Origin of the sequence: Clostridium sp. YIM B02569, assembly GCF_022320765.1 — a bacterium.
Taxonomy (GTDB): Bacteria; Bacillota; Clostridia; order Clostridiales; family Clostridiaceae; genus Clostridium; species Clostridium beijerinckii.
The window spans coordinates 50,777-70,139 of record NZ_JAKJJX010000017.1 but is presented as its reverse complement, the minus strand read 5'-3'; the positions used below and the strand labels follow the sequence as shown (position 1 = coordinate 70,139).

Sequence of the window (19,363 nt, the reverse complement as noted above, 5' to 3'; positions counted from 1 at the left end):
ATTTCAATAAAACCAAAACTCTCTTTTAACACAACTCATCTATATAGTAAATCTATTAATGACCTCATTCAATTTTACTGTTAATTCACTTTGATTCTGCGTATTAAAGGAAATTTGCTCTACTTCTTTGGTTACTTCATTTATACTATCTAATATTTCATTAGAATTATTTTTAGATTTCTCTATATTACTTGAAAACTCTCTCATTGTACTATCTACATTATCAATATTTGAATTTATTGCCTTTACCATGATAGCAATTTCCTCAGACATTTCATTTATAAATCTAGCATCATTTTCATAACTTTTACTAGATTCTATCATAAACTCATAATCATCGTTTACGTTTTGTTCTATATACTTTAAAATTCCTTTTGAATTTTCTGATAAATATTCAAATACATTTTTTATTTCTTCTATAATTCCATGAATACCACTTACAGTAGTAATAGATTCTTCTGCTAGCTTTCCAACTTCATCTGCAACAACTGAGAAACCTTTTCCCATTTCTCCCGCTCTTGCTGCCTCTATTCTTGCATTTAAGGCTAAAAGGTTAGTCTCTGAAGCAATGCTTACTATAGATTCACTTAAAACTTCTATTTCTTTAACTACCTTTCCCCTCTCTATAGCATCTTTAATTTTTTTATTTTTCTCCTCATATATCTTTCTGGATAATTGTATGGAATCTTCGCTTTTTTCCATCATGCTACTTGATTTAGTTTTTATATCTACTGATTTTTTAAGCTCTTGATTTACTATTCCAGCTAGATTATTTATATTTTCATTAATCTTTTGAATAGATAAAACAAATTTCTCGGTTGATGAACTCGTCTGCTCAGCTCCTACTGCTATTTCATCTGTCGATTCATTTATAAAAGAAAGCTTTGAGCTTATTTCATGAACAGATGCAGCTAATTCCTCAGATGATGCTGATAGTTCTGTTGAGTTATCTAGGATTGTCCTAATAAGTTCCCTTACATTTTTCAATGCTATATTAAGAGCGTCTCCTGTTTGTGCAAATTCATCTTTTCCCTTAAGTATAATTTCCTCTGAAAAATTATACTGCGCAAGATTATTCGCATAATTCTTTATCTTCTTTAAAGGTACTATCATATTTCTAGCCATTGCATATCCCAAAACTATAGTAAGCATCAATCCTGCTATTATAAAAGTTAATATTTGTATCTCTACCTTACTGTATAAATCAGCATTGTTAATATTCTCATTCTTTGCCTTAATCGAGCTATACTCTAATAATTTAGTTAGTGATGCTGCAACCTTGCTTCGTGATACTGATAAATTTCGATAATCTAGTATAGCTTCATCATAATTATTTTCCTTTACAAGCTTTAGCAACGAATCACTTTTTTCCTTATAATCCTTATAAATTTCATTATAATTTACAAGCTCATTCTCTTGATATTCATCTAAATTTAACCCTCTATATTCATCTATAAGTATATTTCCTTGTTCAAATCCTTTTGAAATGTCATCATTTAATTTTTTTATCATTAATTCATCTCTATCATAAATTAGGCTTAATATGTTATTATTTATTTCCAATGAATTTGCGTTTAATCTATGTAAAACATCTATAGATACAAGATCTGTATTGTACATACTATCTGATGCATTATTAACTTTACTTAAACTCTTTAAACCTATGACTCCTACCGATGTTATAATTATAAATAATAGCGTGTATGAAATTACCAATCTTTTACCTACACTAAAATTATTCCCAAAATTCATCCTCTAAACCTCCTTGTAACCTTTAGTTCAAAGCTTGATTTTCATATGTATCTTAAATCACTTATAAATCATTCCCAATTACCAATTAATATGTATAGTTATTTAATTAAATAGCAATAAAAAGGGTAACTCAATTTGAAAATATACTAAAGTAAATTTGAATACATTAATCATTTGAGTTAGCCCTTATTAATTTTATTTGTATTTAATTATTATTTAGTTTCTGTTGTAAATTGCTTTTGTTTTTCTTTTCCGTATTCAACAATTTTATCTGGAGTTACCCATTTAACTGGTACTGGATAAACATCATCAACTTTTTCACCTTTTATTTTCTTATCTAAAGTATCAATTATAGTTTTACCTATTGCATAAGAATCTTGGTCAACAATTCCTGATATTAAATTGCTACTTACACCATTTTCCCAAGTTGGAGTATAGTCAAAACCAAAGTGATAGATACTTCCTGATTTACCTTGAGATTTTATTGCTTCCATTACACCTGTATCTGGTCCTTCTGATCCTAATGAGAATACAGCTACCATATCAGGATTTGAAGTTATTTGTCCTTCTAATTGTCTTTTAGATTCTGCTGATTGGTCATTATCTTGGATTGGTTCTAACCACTCAAAATTCTTAGCATCTGCTCCCATAACTTTTTCAAATCCAGATTTTATTCCATCTTGTCTATATGTCATAGTTGTTTGAGTTAAGTTTACTGCTGCCATTGCAATTTTACCTTTTGTGATTCCCTTTTCCTTTAAAGCTTTAGCACCATTTTCACCAAGTTGTTCTCCTGCTAGCTTATTGTCTGTTCCTATATAAGATGTTCTATTTTCTTTTGTCTTTACATCAGCATCAAAAGTTACTACTGGAATTCCCTTATCATTTGCTTCCTTAACCTTCTTATCAAACATATCTGGATCCATTGGAGCAATAGCTATTCCTGCTGCTTTATTCTTTATAGCTTCGTCAAGGAATCCTATATGCTTTTCGTTCTTTTGTGTTTCATTTGGTGGTGAAGTTTTAACTACTAAATCATATCCTAATGCCTTAGCCTCATCCTCGGCTGCTTTCTTCATAGGTGACCAGTAAGCTCCTGTATCAACTATTGGAATAAAATAAATAACCTTTTTTCCACTTGTACTTGCTGTTCCCCCTGCTTGTGTCTTTGTTCCACACCCTGCTAAGCTACCAACAATAAGCACTGTTGATAATAAAGCAATTATTTTCTTCTTCATAATTTTTCCCCTTCCGTAATTCCAATTTTTTAGATATGTTTTTATATTTTAAGCCTTATTCAGTAGTAAACACTTAAGCCTCAAGTCTACCAAATTACGCTCAAACGACTTTTTATGATTAGCCTTTTTTCTTAAATAAACTTCCTTTTCTGTAGAAGTCAACAACTATAGCAAGTACAATAACAGCTCCTGTTACAGCTTGTTGTAAGAATGAGTTAATTCCAAGGATTGCTAATCCACTTTGGAATACTTGTATAGTAAATATTCCTACCATAGCTCCACCGATAGTTCCTACTCCTCCACCGAATTGTACTCCACCCATGATTGCACCAGCCATTGCAAATAGATCTGGACCATTTATTTCACTTGGAGCACCAACATTTATACTAGACATTAGTAATATACCAGCTATTGCAGCTAAAACACCTTCTATTGCATATACCTTTATAACATGCTTGTTTACATTTATTCCTGATAATCTTCCTGCTTCCTTGTTTGATCCAACCACATAACAGTATCTACCAAATCTTGTATTTTTCATTAAGTAAGCCATTACTAATACTATTATGATGAATACTATAGTGTTAGTGTGTATTATTGATATTCCAACTTCTGTGTTAGAAATATTATAGAACCAATCCGGAACACCCTTGATATAAATCCCATTTGTAAAAAATAGTATTAATCCTCTTATTAAATAACTTGTACCCATAGTAAGTATAAAAGATTCTAATTTAAATTTTGTAATTAATACTCCATTAAATAATCCCCAAACTGCACCTACTAATAACCCAGCAAGTAAAGAAACTGGTACGCTAACCCCTTTTACAGATAGATAGGCTACTGTACATCCAGAAAATGCAGCTATTGCACCAATGGAAAGATCAACACCTCCAGTTATTATTACCATAGTAATAGCAACAGTTAAAATTCCCACTGTAGGAATCTGTCTTAAGAAATTTGAAGCATTTGCTGCTCCCAAAAAGTCCGGGCTTGCTATTGAGAATACTAAAATAAGCACTACAAGTACTAGATAGATTGAATATTTGAGAAATAAGTTTTTAATATTAAACCCTTCCTTTTTCATCTTAATACCTTCTTCTTGTACAATTTTATTATTAATTGTTTGATTCATCTTTATTAATCCCTCCAAGCGTAGCTAATTTCATAATCTTTTCTTGTGTCGCTTCTTCTCTGCTAAGTTCTCCAGTGAGTTTTCCTTCACACATAACATATATTCTATCTGACATACCTAATAATTCAGGTAATTCAGAAGACACCATTATAACTACTTTGCCCTTTCTAACTAGATCATTCATTATGTGATATATTTCAGCTTTAGTACCAACGTCTATTCCTTTAGTTGGCTCATCAAAAATAAATATTTCCGAGTCCGTATTTAACCACTTAGCTAGTATTAACTTTTGTTGATTTCCACCTGATAATGTTCCTGCCATAACATCAAGATTTGCTGTTTTAATCTCAAGTGCATCCTTAAATCTTTCTCCAGTTTCCCTTAACTTTTTATGATTTAACACAAAATCTTTTAAGTTAGTTAAAGTTATATTATCAAGCACACTCATTACTAGAGATAATCCTTGGCTCTTCCTATCTTCTGTTAAAAGGCAGATACCATTATTGATTGCATCCATAGGTGAATTAATCTTAACTTCCTTCCCATTGATTCTTATCTTACCTTCACTTATTTTATCAGCGCCAAATACAAGCCTCATAAGTTCTGTTCTACCTGATCCAACCAAACCAGCTAGTCCTAAAATTTCACCTTTTCTTGCTTTCAAACTAACATTCTTAACTCTGCCAACATTATCACTAATATTTTCTACTTCTAAAACGTATTCTTTAGGCTCAAAAATCTCCTTAGGAAATAGCTCTGTCAAATCTCTTCCTACCATCATATTTATAAGTCTTTCCTGAGTTATCCCTTCTAGTTCACAGCTTTCAATATAAGTACCATCTCTGAGTACTGTAGCTCTATCACAAATATCAAAAACCTCTTTTAATCTATGTGATATATATATTGCTGCAACACCTTCATTTTTTAGTGTTTTTATAACTTTAAAAAGGTTTTCAACGTCCTTCTGAGATAACGATGTTGTCGGTTCATCAAAAATAATCGCTTTTGCATTTAAACTTATTGCTTTTGCTATTTCTACCATCTGTTTCTTTGCAGTTGGAAGCTGCATAACTAGGTCAGTAGCTTTTATATCTATTCCTAATTTTTTTATTATAGAATCTGTATCTTCGTGTAATTTCTTGTAGTCAACAATACCCAAGGCTTCATTTTTATATGGTAGTCTTCCCATATAAACATTTTCTGCAACCGTCAATGTCTCTGCTAGATTTAGCTCCTGATGAACAAATCCAATACCTAATTGTGCAGCTTTAGTTGGATTAATAACTCCACAATCAACTCCTTCAACAAATATTTGACCTTCATCCTGTGTATGAACTCCCCCAAGTATTTTCATTAAAGTTGATTTTCCAGCACCGTTTTCTCCTAATAAAGCATGTACTTCACCCTTTTTAATTTCCAACTGTGCTCCCTTAAGAGCATAAACTCCTGGAAATCTTTTATGTATATTTTTCATTTCTAAAAATACATTACTCAATTCTAACCACCTCAACTTTCACTAATCGTTTTCATGAACATTTTACAATAATATATTAGTTAGTTATATTTAATATCTTTACTTCTACATTTGAAATTTTTACTTTTTAAATAATGATTAAAAAGTTATTAAATCTCTAAGAATACGTTTGCTAAACTCTAATCTTCAAAGTGTTTAATATCGTTTACATTTGTTATTTTACAGTAATGCATTAATTAATTATATGTAATATCTTTACCTTTACATTTGAAATCTTTACTTCTTAAATAAGTTTTAAAAAGTACTTATTTACTAAATTAAAATAAAAAGAGCTGCTACAAAAGTAATTAACTAAGTTTGTAGTAGCTCTTTTTTTGCACATATTTAAAGCCCGGCTTGCACGTCGGGCTTTCTTTATTTTTGCTTTTACCATACAATTTCACAAAACATTCCAATAGTCTTCTAGTATCTTATTTATTTTATCCTTTTTCATTTGTATACCTCTTAATTTTATAGTTACTTCTTAACATGCCGAAGGATTTCATCTAGCTTTAAACTCTTAAAAATTCTATAATTTCCTATACAATTAAATTATCCTAATAAATAAATCATACATTAAAAATTATTGTAAAAGACAGTTTTGGAAATATCCTTTCTTTTTTCGTGGTTAGGATTTGGCTTAGCCTCGCTACTTGGATAACCAATTGGTAAAAGACATACAGGTTCAAGATTTATTGGTATATTAAAAGCCTCACGTATAGCCGCAGGATCAAAATGACCAACCCATGTTGAACCTAATCCAAGTTCAGCAGCTTGTAACATCATATGCGTAGCAATAATACTTCCATCAATATCAGTGTAGACTTTTCCGTCATAGCTGCGTTCCCATGCTTCATTTTTATCGGCGCATATAAGTAATGCTAGCGGTGCATTAAAATGATAAATTGTGCAAGTTTGTAGTTTAGCAAGAGCATCCTCACTTTCAAGTACCAAAATTCTTTGCGGTTGGCGATTTGCAGCAGTCGGAGCTAATTGTCCTGCTTTTAAAATTAAATTTAAATCCTCCTGACTGATTTTCTTTGTGTCAAAACTTCTTACAGAATATCTTTTGGCAGCTAATTCTATAAATTTCATATATACATCTCCATTCATTTAAGTTAATATCTTTATACCTCATCTATTATGACTTTGTAAAATGTTTTATGATTAAACTTATATATATTACTTGATTAGACTAGCCCCTATTTCAAATGCCTTTTGACAATCTAAAGGAAATTGAATTTTTCTATGTTCTGCTTTTGCTTCTTCAGAGAATACTTCCATTTTATATTTTGAGTAATCATCAAATTGATAAGTATCATTTGAATGCATAACTAATGGTTTTGTAAATATTCTTTCAATCACTCCTTCTACATTATTAAAGGTTGATAAGTAACCAGATTTATTCATTATCTCTTCTGTTACATTCATTGTATAAATTATTGCTGTTGCCATCTTCTTTGGAGCAATTGAAGAATGATTATTATCATATACTAAATAAGGGAAGAATAATCGTTCTAGAAATGATCGTAATTGACCTGTTATATCCCCAAAATATACTGGAGACCCAAGAATAATCCCATCAGCTTGAGATACTTTTTCTAAAACTTCTTGAAGATCGTCTTTTACTGCGCATTTCCCATAACTTTTTCCTCCAAGCCTCTTGCAAGCAAAACAGCTTTTACATCCAGTATAGTTATAATCATATAAATTAATCATTTCAGTTTCAATTTCTTTATCTTTTGCCGCTTCTTTCACTCCATCTAAAGCTTTTTGAAGTAATGTAGCTGTATTTTTATTTTTTCTTGGGCTTCCATTGATAGCATAAACCTTCATAAATAACACTCCTCTTTTTAATGTTTTATTTTTCTGTTATAATCAATATAACACAAAGGTATAAATACACAAGTATGCAGTTTTTTCTGTGTCAGTATAGAAAGTATACTATGAAATTCAAAGGAGCTATGCTTATGAGTGAGTATATGAATAGAGAATTCCCTGATGATAATATATATGAAACAGAATGTCCTGTTTTATATGCACTTGATGTTGTAGGTCAAAAATGGAAACTACCTATTATATGGTATTTATCCCGTAAAGATTCTACTAGATATAATGAATTAAAACGAAAAGTTAACGGTGTTACTAATATGATGCTTACAAAGTCTTTAAAAGAATTAGAAGAACATAAGCTAGTTATTAGAACTCAATATGAAACTATTCCTCCTAAGGTTGAATATTCTTTGACAGAAAGAGGTAAAGCCTTAATTCCCACATTAAAGGAATTATATGTATGGGGCGAAGATCAACTTAAACTTGATAAATAAATTTTTAAAATACTTCTTATTTATCTCCGTATATTATATATTAACAGGTGGTTTAAATCTATATTGAAACCACCTGTTTTGACATATGAACCATTTATGATAATGCAATTGGAATTTTAACTTATCTTCCCTCTACATATGAAAAATAATCAAAATCTGCATACTTATTCATACCCGATAAGTCCTGACACGCAATTCCTATAAAAGCACCGGTGAAAGCCCATGAACCTTTGATAGCATCATCTGACAATGTACTTGCGTCATAAACTTTGCCTATAGGCCTCCACTCGTCCTTATTGGTAGCAAAGAAAAATCTAAGTTGCCCAAAATTCACTTCCACTTTTAGATAAATACGTTCTACATCAGTTATCAAGATGTTATCATCCTGAGTCATGGACTCTGATAAATCATTATTTATGCTAGCTAGAACCCCTATGCATTTGCCTCCTAATTCTTCATCCATACTTATCCTCAAATAATAATAGTTTTCTGTGTTGTAATAGCAAATTAATCCTGCAAGCTGCAACGTTGTTTCAGGCCCAAATTCAACACAGGTTTCGGCAGAATAAACAAAGTTCTGCTGACGTCTTGCTATCATACTTTGTGCAAACTTGGAGAACATTGATTCTTTTCCATATAACCTTAAAAATCCTGGCCTTTCAGTAAGTGACATAAAGGTTTCCGCTGGAACTCTTAAGGACTGAAAATTTATATTTAATAAAGTATTATTAAAATCGTCATACTGTGAAACTAAGACATCTTCTTCATTATTTGATTCACTTTCACTGTTATTGTTAATTTCTATTTCCCAAGAAGGTAAGTTATCTGTGTCAGAACATAAATAAAGCCAATCATCTTCACGCCATTCCACCTTTTGTATAGCCGTTTCTCTTCCTAGAATGCAACGATCTGTTTCAGGAAGAGGCCTTCCACAAAGGTGAACCATAAACCATTCATTATTAGGACCTTCCACTATGCTTGCATGTCCTGCTTTTTGAAGAACTTTATGCATATCACTTCCCACAGAAGTAAGAATTGGATTTTGTGGATGAACCTAATAGGGACCCGTAAGTTCTCTCGAACGAGCAAGTGTTACTGCATGTTCATAACTAGTGCCTCCTTCAGCAGCCATCAAATAATAGTACTCATTATGCTTATATATATGAGGACCCTCAGAACAACCTAAATCTGTCCCTTTAAATATATTCATTACAGGGCCAGTAAGGCATTTGTTTTTTTCATCATATTCTTGTAAAAGGTGACCAGCAAAATTATTCTTTCCTATACGATTATCCCATTTCATGTTTATAAGCCACTTTTTTCCGTCATTGTCATGGAATAGAGATGGATCAAAACCACTCGAATTAAGATAAACAGGCTCTGACCACTCACCACAAATATCACTTGAGGTTACCAGATAATTATGGGTATCTTTAATATGTCCATTGTTGTTTACTATTGTATATATTAAGTAAAAGATACCTTTATTATAGGACAAACATGGCGCCCAAATTCCACCTGAATCAGGGGTTCCTAACATATTTAGCTGAGAGACTCTATTCAATGGATGTGCTATAAGCTCCCAATTCACTAGATCTTTGGAATGATGAATTTGAACTCCTGGAAACCATTCAAAAGTAGAGGTTGAAATATAATAATTATCCTCAGCTTTACATATAGATGGATCTGGATTAAAGCCCTTTAAGATTGGGTTTTTAATTTTTAACATAATTCTCCTCCTTAAGTTAAGAGTTTTATATATAGAAAGACTACAGAAAATATTGAAAGGTCTGACTCCAATGGACTATTGAAATCAGACCTTAGCATCATAATTTTTCATTATTTCTCCTGTCTACTTGACAGGGTGAATTTCAAATATGAAGTACCTTTCTATAAACTTTCAAGATACATATTTATTATAATTTAGATTATTAAGACAACTCTACTTTTTGTAAAGTACCATCATCATTATACTTTATTTCAGTGTATTTTACACAACGTTTGTTGTCAGCCCCACCTGATAAAGAACTATCATGATAGAATAAATACCATTTATCTTGGAATTGAACAATTGAATGATGAGTAGTCCAACCAATTACAGGATCAAGTATTTTCCCCTTAAATGTATAAGGACCCTTTGGATTTTTACTCATAGCATATACTATGCAATGTGTGCTACCAGTAGAGTATGAAAGATAATAATTTCCATTATATTTATGAACCCATGGTCCTTCAAAATATCTTCTTTCTTCATCACCAGCAAGTATAGGATTACCATCTTCATCAACAATTGATATCTCCTCTGGAGCTTCTTTAAAAGTGAGCATATCATCATTTAATTCAGCTACTCTTGGTCCTATAGCAGGTGCTGTAGCAGCAGGACCTTCTCCATCTGGATTAAAAGTGCCAGTTTGCCATTTTTCTAGCTGTCCTCCCCAAAGGCCTCCAAAATAAACATATGATCTATTATCGTCATCCATTAGAACAGCAGGATCAATGCTATAGCTTCCAGGTATATAACTTTCTTGCGCTTTGAATGGTCCAGAAGGAGATTCACTAGTAGCTACTCCAAGTCTAAAGATATCTTCTTTATCTCTTGCTGGGAAAAACAAGTAATAAGTTCCATTCTTATAAGCAGCATCTGGAGCCCATAATTGTTTACTTGCCCATGGAATGTCTTTTAAGTGCAGTGCTTCTCCATTGTCAATACAAGGTGAATTAGTATCATCAAGAGATAAAATATGGTAATCTTCCATGTTATATTGGTCACCATTATCGTTTGAAATCTGTACTTGGTCAAGATCATGAGAAGGATAGATGTAGATCTTACCTTCAAATACATGAGCAGAAGGATCTGCCGTATAAATATGAGTTACTAGAGGCTCGTTTTGTTTTGCAATATTTTTCATATGATTCTCTCCTATCTTTTCTTTGAATATTTATTTCCATACTAACTTACGTTTTTATAATTATAATTTGTCTGTTTAATATATAATTTAAATCTCTATATTAATTCAATATTTGCTTCCAATGGCGCTACTGAGGTAAGCTCAAGGCTTCTCTTATCTGGTTGTGATACCCCTACAAATAATTTGAATTTCTTACTATCAAGAAGCCTTTCTCCGTCATCATTTACAACTTCGAATGATCTCTTATTCAATTTTATTGTTACAATTTTGCTTTCTCCTTTTTTCAATGAAACGCGTTTGAATCCTGCTAGGCTATGATTTAATACAGCATATTTTGATTCTATATCTTTTACATAACATTGAACTACTTCTTCAATATCATATTCCCCAGTATTTTTAATCTCTATGCTAATATCAAAACTCTCAAAGCTAGGCTTAACAGAAGGCACTTGTAAATTAGATAATTCTACTGTTGAATAAGTTAAACCATACCCAAATGGATATAAACTCTCATGTTCTAAATATCTATAAGTTCTTCCCTTCATTGAATAATCAGTAAACTCAGGAAGCTTAGCTGTGTCTTTATAAAAAGTTACTGGTAATTTCCCACTCGGTGAGCATTTTCCAAATAATATATCCGCTACAGCAGTTCCTCCGTGGCTACCTGGATACCATGCATTTAAAATGGCTGCACATTTTTCTTCTGCACCATTTAGTGTTAAAGCACTTCCAGCTCCAAGGACAACAATAACTGGCTTTCCAACCTCAAGTACTTTTTCGAGTAAATTTTGTTGCCTTCCTGGCAAGTTCAAATTCTCTTTGTCTCCTGCCCCGTAGCTATTACCCGCATCCCCTTGTTCTCCTTCAATTGTGGAATCTAATCCTAGGCATAATACAACTACATCAGATCTTTCTGCTACTGAAATCGCTTCAGATAATCTATCATCTGGCCTTGCTAAGTCCTCCACTTTATCTTTAAATAAGTGACATCCTTCAGAGTAATATACTCTCACATCATCACTAACTGCATCATGAATTCCTTCTAATATTGTTGTATACTTAGATGCTGTTCCAGAGTAATTTCCCTTTAACATTATTTCGCTGTTTGCATTAGGACCAATTACTGCTATTGATTTTAAATTTGATTTATTCAATGGAAGCGTTCCATTATTCTTTAGTAATACCATTGATTTTCTAGAAGCTATTAATGCAACATCGTTATGCTCTTTAGAATCGTTTACTTCATATGGTATCTTGTTATATTCACAATCTTCATCAAACATACCTAATTTAAATCTTGTCGTCATTAATCTTTCTGCTGCTGTAGTTATTTGTTCTTCAGTTACTAAGCCTTCTTTATAAGCTAATAGCAAATTAAGATACATATTTCCGCAGTTAAGATCACAGCCATTTTCTATAGCCAATGCTACTGATTCAGTTGCAGTACTTGTAACCATATGGTGTAAATGAAAATCTGCAAGAGCCCAGCAGTCAGATACTACATGTCCTTTAAATCCCCATTTGCCTCTTAAGATATCTTTCAACAAAGTCTTACTACCACAACATGGCTCCCCATTTGTACGATTATATGCTCCCATTACACTTTCAACATTTGCCTCTTTTACACATGCCTCAAATGCTGGTAAATATGTTTCATATAGATCCTTATTGTTAACTACCGCATTAAATTCATGCCTTAACCCTTCTGGTCCGCTATGAACCGCAAAATGTTTTGCACAAGCAGCTAACTTTAAATATTTTCCTTCTCCTTGCAATCCTTTTATGAATGCAACCCCTAATCTAGATGTTAAATAAGGGTCTTCCCCGTAAGTTTCATGTCCACGTCCCCATCTAGGATCTCTAAAAATATTTATATTGGGAGACCAATAAGTTAATCCCTTATATATACCTCTGTCGTCTTTTTTGCTGTATTCATTGTATTTAGCACGTCCCTCTGTAGCAATAATATTTGCAACCTTTCCTAGGAATTCATCATCAAATATAGCGGCTAAACCAATCGCTTGAGGGAACACAGTTGCTGTTCCAGCTCTAGCTACCCCATGAAGACCTTCATTCCACCAATTATACTCAGGTACATTTAAGTGCTTTATTGCCGGTGATTGATAAGTTAATTGCTCCGCTTTTTCTTGTAATGTCATTTTAGATACTAATTCTTTTGCTGCCTTTACTGCAAATTCATGAGTATTTTCTTGCTCACCATTCATCTATATCCCTCTATTCCTTAAATATTTATGGAGCTTAAAATTTATAATACAATATTCAATTTGTAATTTAATAATATAAAATTTATGGTTGACTTAACAAGAAAGTATTTATATAATTGTAGACAAAATTTACTCTCTTGGAGGTATTCTATGTTAAAATACGAGTCGCACCACTTTGGAGAAAACACTCTTTTTTCCCACTACCATCCAATTAGTCTTAATTACCCTGTTCATCTACATCGAAGCTTCGAGTTCATATCTGTTATTGATGGAGATCTTCAAATTTCTGTTAATAATAGAAATTTTGAAGTAAAAAAGGATGAATGCATATTAATTTTGCCTTACGAAATCCACTCTCTCTCAACTAATAAGTACTCTGATGCTCGTATTTGCATATTTTCCCCCGAATATGTAAAAACATTTGACAGCATGATCTATGGTAAATTTCTCGAAAATCCAGTCTTTAATTTATCACATAACGCGCGAGCTCTTATACTAGACAAAATTTTCAGAGATAATGTCAATGTTCTCGAGATGAAAGCTTGTCTTTATTTGCTTTGTTCTGAAATTATGGAGCATACTCAATTACTTATAAGCGTGAAAAATGATTATGAATTATTACATAAAATTCTTAACTATATTCAAAATAATTTTACCAAAGATATCTCATTAAAAAGCATCGCAGATGAATTTTGCTACAGTTATAATTACCTATCCAAGTATTTAAATAATGTACTCGGAATATCGTTTGTTGATTTTGTTAATCAAAATAGAATTAATTACGCGGCATATTTATTAAAAAATACAGAAGACCCAATTACTGATATTACTTATAAATGCGGTTACTCAAGCATCCGTTCATTTAATAGAAACTTTCTTAAGATTATGAATATGACTCCAAAAACTTATAGAAACTTTTAATCTACAGTTAATTAAATATCATACAATAGCAATTCCAGTATTCTCAAACGTCTATAAATGCGATTACTCTTTTGTCTATTATGTAGATTTTAACTTAATCATAATGATATACTAAAGGAAAAGTAATTTTATACGCATAAGAATTATTTTTACAGACGGGAAGTGTTAAAAATGCAAAGTAATATAAACCTCTCAGAGCTTGAAAAAATAATATTGAATAAAATACATGAGCATATCAGCAAAAATGAAAAGGTTGGAATAAATGGAGTTGCACAAGAATGCTTTGTTTCAAAAGCAGCAATTATAAAATTATCGAAGAAACTTGGCTACAGCGGATATAGTGAAATGTATTATACAATTCTTGCCTCTACTAATAATGCACTCAAATTAGACTTTTCGAATAATATTGTTAGTACTTATGAAAGTGAGGCTTTAACAATTCATGTTAATATGCTTGTGGAATTACTAAGAGAATATAGCGAAAAAAGAATCTATCTTGATTCCCTAGGCTTTTGCGACAGTGCTAAGGAATATTACTTACAAAAATTATTATCATTTGGATTTGATTCCGCTAGCAGCTATCATTACGAAGCATTCAGTAAGAATAAATCTGGACTTTATTTTTTTCTTTCTTATTCTGGGGCAAGGTCAGAAGTTCTTGAAAAGGTTAACGTAGCTATAGAGAATAATTTTAAAGTTGTAGCCTTTACTTCAACTAAAGATTCTCCATTGGGCAAAATAGCTCATATGACAATAGAGGTTGCTGGAACAAAATCAGATAAAGAGCATTACCTACCTAACTTTTTCACTTCAAATTTAATAATCTTATTAGAATTAGCATTAAGCAAATATTCTAATAAATATTTATCGCCACAAAGAAACTAGTGTCTATAAACTCAATTAAATATGATATTTGCGCCATGAAAGGTCTGTTAAAAGTAGATTGCTTTGTAAAACTCTTTACAATATTCACTTCTAACAGATCTTCTTATATTTGTAGCTCAGTGAACTTTTTCACTAAAAGTAAACATTATCATAGAAGTGGCAATTCCATTGATACTATATATATTCTAGTGTATTCTAAAGACAAATAAAAGGAGGTACATATTATATGAAAGAAAAATTATTATCATTAAGTCAAAAGTTTTCACAAGCCGCAGTTCAACCTGTAATGTTCTTAGCAATCATGGGAACTGGTCTCGCTATTGCTGTCATTATGCAACTCAGCTTTATGCCATCATTTATGATTTTTATTGGAACTTTATTAAAGACCATGATGAATGCTATGCTAAATAATCTTTCTATTATTTTCTGTGTTGGACTAACAACCGCATTTGCTAAAAATAAAAAAGTGGACGCCGCTATTATTAGTCTGATTGTGTACATTATATTTTTGGCTGGAAACAATGCATGGCTTACTTCACAAAATATGCTAGCTCAGCCTGGCGCTATGGGGTTATTGGGAACTGGGCAAAACCTTGTTTTAGGATTCCAGGTAGTAGATATGAATGTATTTTTAGGAATAATACTTGGATGTATTACTGGATACGTGTTTAATAAAGCGTCTAATATACAATTCGTAGAAATGTTTCGAGTATACGGCGGATCACGACTTGTATTTATAATTATGATACCAATTACTTTAATATTAGCAATTGTACTTAGTTATGTATGGCCTGTTATAAATTATGGCATTTCTTGTTTATCAATATTCATGAAAGGCGCAGGCGCATTAGGAGTATTCGTATATGCATTTGGTAACAGATTTTTAATTCCAACAGGATTACATCATTTATTATGGATGCCATTTTGCTTCACTGGATTTGGAGGAACTTCCCAAATTGATGGTAATACTGTTCAAGGCGCCGTAAACATTTTCTATGCGGAAATGGGTAGTGGTGCCAATTTAACAGCTATTGATCCTTCGATAAGATTTGCTACTTTTGGATTTGCAAAAATCTTCGCAAGCTTAGGTATAGTTCTTGCTATGATAAAAACTGCAAAACCAGAAAATAAAAGCACTGTGAAAGGTTTGCTTATACCAACACTCTTCGTTTCAATGGTGGCAGGTATTACAGAGCCACTTGATTTCTCATTTCTTTTTATATCACCATTACTTTGGTTAGTACACGGATTACTCACTGGCTTTTCAGAAATGCTACTTTGGGTATTAGGATCAAGGACATATTCAATCTATGGCCTACTTGATACTATGGTTTGCAATTCTGTTATAGATCCAAAGTTATCTAAGATATACATTTTCTTTGCCGTTGGTATTGTGATGGCTATAGTATGGTACTTCATCTTTGTTTTCCTAATTAAAAAATTTGATATAAAGACACCTGGTAGAGAGGAAGAATCTCTTAATAATGGTATAAACTATGACTCCCTTGAAAGTAATAATTCTAACAATCAAAATGCTGAACTATTTATTGAAGGGCTAGGTGGTGCAGAAAATATTGTGGAAGTAAACAACTGCTTTACACGTTTAAGAATTGATGTAAGTGACATTAACAAAGTAGATAAAGAAATAATTAGTAAAGCAAAACAAAAAGGTGTCGTTATTAAAGGAAACAACGTACAAATTATTATTGGAATGACTGTAGAATCTGAAAAAGAAAAACTTGTTAATGTATTAAACACAAAAAAATAAAACTAAAAGGAGTAATGTAAAATGAAAAAGTATTCAATCTGTATCGTTGGCGGAGGAAGCCGTTATACACCAGATATGCTCGCAATGTTATGTAATCAAAAAGATAGATTCCCCTTAAGGAAAATTATCTTATATGATAATGAAAGTGAACGTCAAAGTATAGTTGGAAAATATGCTGAAATCTTATTTAAGGAGTATTATCCAGAACTCGAAGAAATTATATATACTACTGATGAAAAAGAAGCCTTTAAAGATATAGACTTTGCACTTATGCAAATTCGTGCAGGAAGATTGAAAATGCGTGAAAAAGATGAAAAAATTTCATTAAAACATGGATGTCTTGGTCAGGAAACATGTGGTCCTGGAGGATTTGCTTATGGATTAAGAAGCGTTCCTGCTGTTATTGACATAATAAAAAATATTCGTATTTATTCTCCAGAATGTTGGATTTTAAATTATTCAAACCCAGCTGCAATTGTTGCTGAAGCAACAAAGAGAGTATTTCCTGGTGATCATCGTATTATAAACATTTGTGATATGCCAATTGCAATCATGGACATTTATGCAAGTGTGCTTGGCTTAAAAAGAAAAGATTTAGATCCTAAATATTTTGGTTTAAATCATTTTGGCTGGTTCACCAATATCTTAGATAAAAAGACCGGAGAAGATTATTTACCTAAATTAAGAGAAATATTAAAAACTCCAGTAGATGTACAAACAGAACCTCTTTTTAAAGAACCTTCATGGAAAGCAACCTTTGACTTTATGAGTCAAATGATTAATGATTATGATGAATATCTGCCAAACACATATTTGCAATATTATTTATACCCAAATAAAATGAGAGATAAAGAAAATCCCAAATACACACGTGCTAATGAAGTAATGGATGGAAATGAAAAAGAAACTTACGAAAGATTGCGTGAAATTATTTCTCTAGGTACGATGCATGGTACCAAATATGAAATCACCAGTGATGTGGGATGCCATGCAGAATATATAGTTGATTTAGCAACAGCAATCGCAAATAATACAAATGAAATCTTCTTAATAATTACGGAAAATAACGGAGCTATTCAAAATGTTTCATCTGGAATGATGGTAGAGGTTCCATGCCGTGTTGGAAGTAATGGTGTTGAACCATTAGCCGTAGGAAGTGTACCTACTTTTTACAAAGGACTTATGGAAAATCAATATGCATATGAAAAATTATCAGTGGACGCGTGCTTAGAAGGAAGCTATCAAAAAGCATTACAGGCACTTGTATTAAATCGTACAGTTGTAAATACTAATATTGCTAAAGAATTATTAAAAGATTTAATGGATGCAAACAAAGGTTATTGGAATAAGCTCCATTAGACTCTAGCTAATTCATAACGTATGCAATCTATATACTTGATCAGACAATCTTCTCTTATACTTCAAAATAAAACCAGGGTTTATTTTTAAACCCTGGTCTGTTTCGAAATAAGTGTACTTATGGGGACTTTAAAATCATTTTCGGACTAATCCTAAAATATTATTGTTAAAATCAATGTCCATGAGAACCACCTCTTTCATTTATTATTGTGTGTAATATAAAATTAAATATACTAAAATATAAAACCATATATTCTATATAATGGTATTCATTCTATTAAAAAGCTTATATTTTTTTCATCATATTAATCTATATGCACTAGTTAATGCTCAATCAATGGCTCGTAACTTCCACATTCACCTTTCATAATAAATTTCATAAATTAGCGTTGAAAACCTCATTATAATGGATATAATTGTAATAGGAGGTATTTAAATGGAATCAAATAAAATAAACACTAGACTTTCTTTAATCGGAGCATTGCTAGGCTTAACATTATTCATTATGGGTGGATTATTGAATACCATACTAGATCGTTATATAATAATTATCCCAGCTGTTACTATAGTAATCAGTTTGATATCCTTAATAAAATCTAAAAAAACTGATATAAAAATTAAAAGTTATTGTTCTCTTGGGTTAATACTTGGATTATTTTACTTTATTTTATCTTTATATGAATTATTAAAATTATAAATTTGGAAAGCCTTTATATTCTAATATTACACTTGCAAGAGAAAAACATGTCTTGCCATTTTCACTTAAGTGTAAATGGTAAGGACATGTTTTATTATTTTCTGGCTAATATCATTGTTTTTATATCTTCATAAAACTATATGATTTAAAGATACTAATCTACAGATAATATAAAAACATCAGTTCGAATTTTTGCGATAAAAAAATACCTAAATACTTTTATTAATACTGTTCATATATTCATTAATCAACTTATCTAGCTTTATACTAAGTTCTAATAATTCCTTATCATTTGTAATTATTTCCTTATTGTCAATTAATATATTTAATTCGTCTCTAGTTCTTTCAAGTTCACTCTTTATACCCATAGCTTTCGTTCTTCCCTATTCCTTAAATTTATACTTTATCCATATTATACAATAACAATGCATTAATTTCAAACATATGTTCGTATATTTCTTATAATTATGATCTAGCACTATAAGCCCCCATTACGGACTTTCACCGATTAGCACGCGCCAATGCTGGGCACACTACAAAAAAATAAGAGCTTATATTTCATAAACTCTTATTTTACACAATGATGTCTCAAGTTCTTATGTGTCCTATAAATATTTACATATATTTATATTTA

15 protein-coding genes and 1 pseudogene are annotated in these 19,363 nt (G+C 31.4%); 6 read left to right on the top strand and 10 right to left on the bottom strand.

The window, feature by feature from the left end; all coding sequences use genetic code 11:
• Positions 1–39 precede the first annotated feature (39 nt).
• The 6 genes from L3B96_RS16150 to L3B96_RS16125 form a co-directional block, all read right to left on the bottom strand.
• On the bottom strand, positions 40–1,752 hold the full coding sequence (locus L3B96_RS16150; protein ID WP_238948072.1) for a methyl-accepting chemotaxis protein: 1,713 nt from the start codon (positions 1,750–1,752) through the stop codon (positions 40–42).
• A 212-nt stretch (positions 1,753–1,964) separates the two neighbouring features.
• Positions 1,965–2,990, bottom strand: coding sequence for a sugar ABC transporter substrate-binding protein (locus L3B96_RS16145; RefSeq protein WP_017212292.1), 1,026 nt, complete (start codon positions 2,988–2,990; stop codon positions 1,965–1,967).
• Positions 2,991–3,108: 118 nt separating this feature from the next.
• The gene (locus tag L3B96_RS16140; protein WP_012061117.1) at positions 3,109–4,125 is read right to left on the bottom strand and encodes an ABC transporter permease; all 1,017 of its coding nucleotides are present in this window, start codon (positions 4,123–4,125) and stop codon (positions 3,109–3,111) included.
• Positions 4,109–5,620 carry a sugar ABC transporter ATP-binding protein gene (locus tag L3B96_RS16135; RefSeq protein ID WP_012061118.1) on the bottom strand — a complete coding sequence of 504 codons (1,512 nt, stop codon included), beginning with the start codon at positions 5,618–5,620 and terminating at the stop codon, positions 4,109–4,111. The genes L3B96_RS16140 and L3B96_RS16135 overlap by 17 nt, the downstream gene beginning before the upstream one ends.
• 594 nt (positions 5,621–6,214) lie before the next feature.
• Positions 6,215–6,733: a nitroreductase family protein gene (locus L3B96_RS16130; RefSeq protein ID WP_238948071.1), complete on the bottom strand. Its 519-nt coding sequence runs from the start codon at positions 6,731–6,733 to the stop codon at positions 6,215–6,217.
• An 87-nt stretch (positions 6,734–6,820) separates the two neighbouring features.
• Positions 6,821–7,474 (bottom strand): flavodoxin family protein, encoded by a 654-nt coding sequence (locus L3B96_RS16125; RefSeq protein WP_238948070.1) that lies wholly within the window; start codon positions 7,472–7,474, stop codon positions 6,821–6,823.
• A 134-nt stretch (positions 7,475–7,608) separates the two neighbouring features.
• Here L3B96_RS16125 and L3B96_RS16120 point away from each other — a divergent pair, with 134 nt between their 5' ends.
• Complete coding sequence (locus L3B96_RS16120; protein ID WP_238948093.1) at positions 7,609–7,965, top strand: helix-turn-helix domain-containing protein; 357 nt, start codon at positions 7,609–7,611, stop codon at positions 7,963–7,965.
• Between the two features lie 121 nt (positions 7,966–8,086).
• On the opposite strand, the pseudogene L3B96_RS16115 reads toward L3B96_RS16120, so the two are convergent.
• The 3 genes and pseudogenes from L3B96_RS16115 to L3B96_RS16105 form a co-directional block, all read right to left on the bottom strand.
• A pseudogene (locus L3B96_RS16115) lies at positions 8,087–9,694 on the bottom strand (glycoside hydrolase family 43 protein).
• A gap of 202 nt (positions 9,695–9,896) precedes the next feature.
• Positions 9,897–10,874, bottom strand: coding sequence for a glycoside hydrolase family 43 protein (locus L3B96_RS16110; RefSeq protein WP_026886757.1), 978 nt, complete (start codon positions 10,872–10,874; stop codon positions 9,897–9,899).
• A gap of 95 nt (positions 10,875–10,969) precedes the next feature.
• Positions 10,970–13,099: a glycoside hydrolase family 3 C-terminal domain-containing protein gene (locus tag L3B96_RS16105; protein ID WP_238948069.1), complete on the bottom strand. Its 2,130-nt coding sequence runs from the start codon at positions 13,097–13,099 to the stop codon at positions 10,970–10,972.
• 150 nt (positions 13,100–13,249) lie between these two features.
• Here L3B96_RS16105 and L3B96_RS16100 point away from each other — a divergent pair, with 150 nt between their 5' ends.
• From L3B96_RS16100 to L3B96_RS16080, 5 genes are all read left to right on the top strand, one after another.
• Positions 13,250–14,020 carry an AraC family transcriptional regulator gene (locus L3B96_RS16100; RefSeq protein WP_238948068.1) on the top strand — a complete coding sequence of 257 codons (771 nt, stop codon included), beginning with the start codon at positions 13,250–13,252 and terminating at the stop codon, positions 14,018–14,020.
• A 171-nt stretch (positions 14,021–14,191) separates the two neighbouring features.
• Complete coding sequence (locus tag L3B96_RS16095; RefSeq protein ID WP_238948067.1) at positions 14,192–14,905, top strand: MurR/RpiR family transcriptional regulator; 714 nt, start codon at positions 14,192–14,194, stop codon at positions 14,903–14,905.
• Between the two features lie 226 nt (positions 14,906–15,131).
• Entirely contained in the window at positions 15,132–16,673 is a 1,542-nt protein-coding gene (locus tag L3B96_RS16090) for a PTS transporter subunit EIIC (RefSeq protein ID WP_343073099.1), read from the top strand.
• Positions 16,674–16,694: 21 nt separating this feature from the next.
• Entirely contained in the window at positions 16,695–18,032 is a 1,338-nt protein-coding gene (locus L3B96_RS16085) for a 6-phospho-alpha-glucosidase (protein ID WP_238948066.1), read from the top strand.
• A 436-nt stretch (positions 18,033–18,468) separates the two neighbouring features.
• Positions 18,469–18,729, top strand: coding sequence for a hypothetical protein (locus L3B96_RS16080; protein ID WP_077829443.1), 261 nt, complete (start codon positions 18,469–18,471; stop codon positions 18,727–18,729).
• 209 nt (positions 18,730–18,938) lie between these two features.
• On the opposite strand, the gene L3B96_RS16075 is transcribed toward L3B96_RS16080, so the two are convergent.
• A complete protein-coding gene (locus tag L3B96_RS16075) occupies positions 18,939–19,097 on the bottom strand; it encodes an aspartyl-phosphate phosphatase Spo0E family protein (RefSeq protein WP_077829442.1) in 159 nt (52 codons plus the stop codon).
• Positions 19,098–19,363 lie beyond the last annotated feature (266 nt).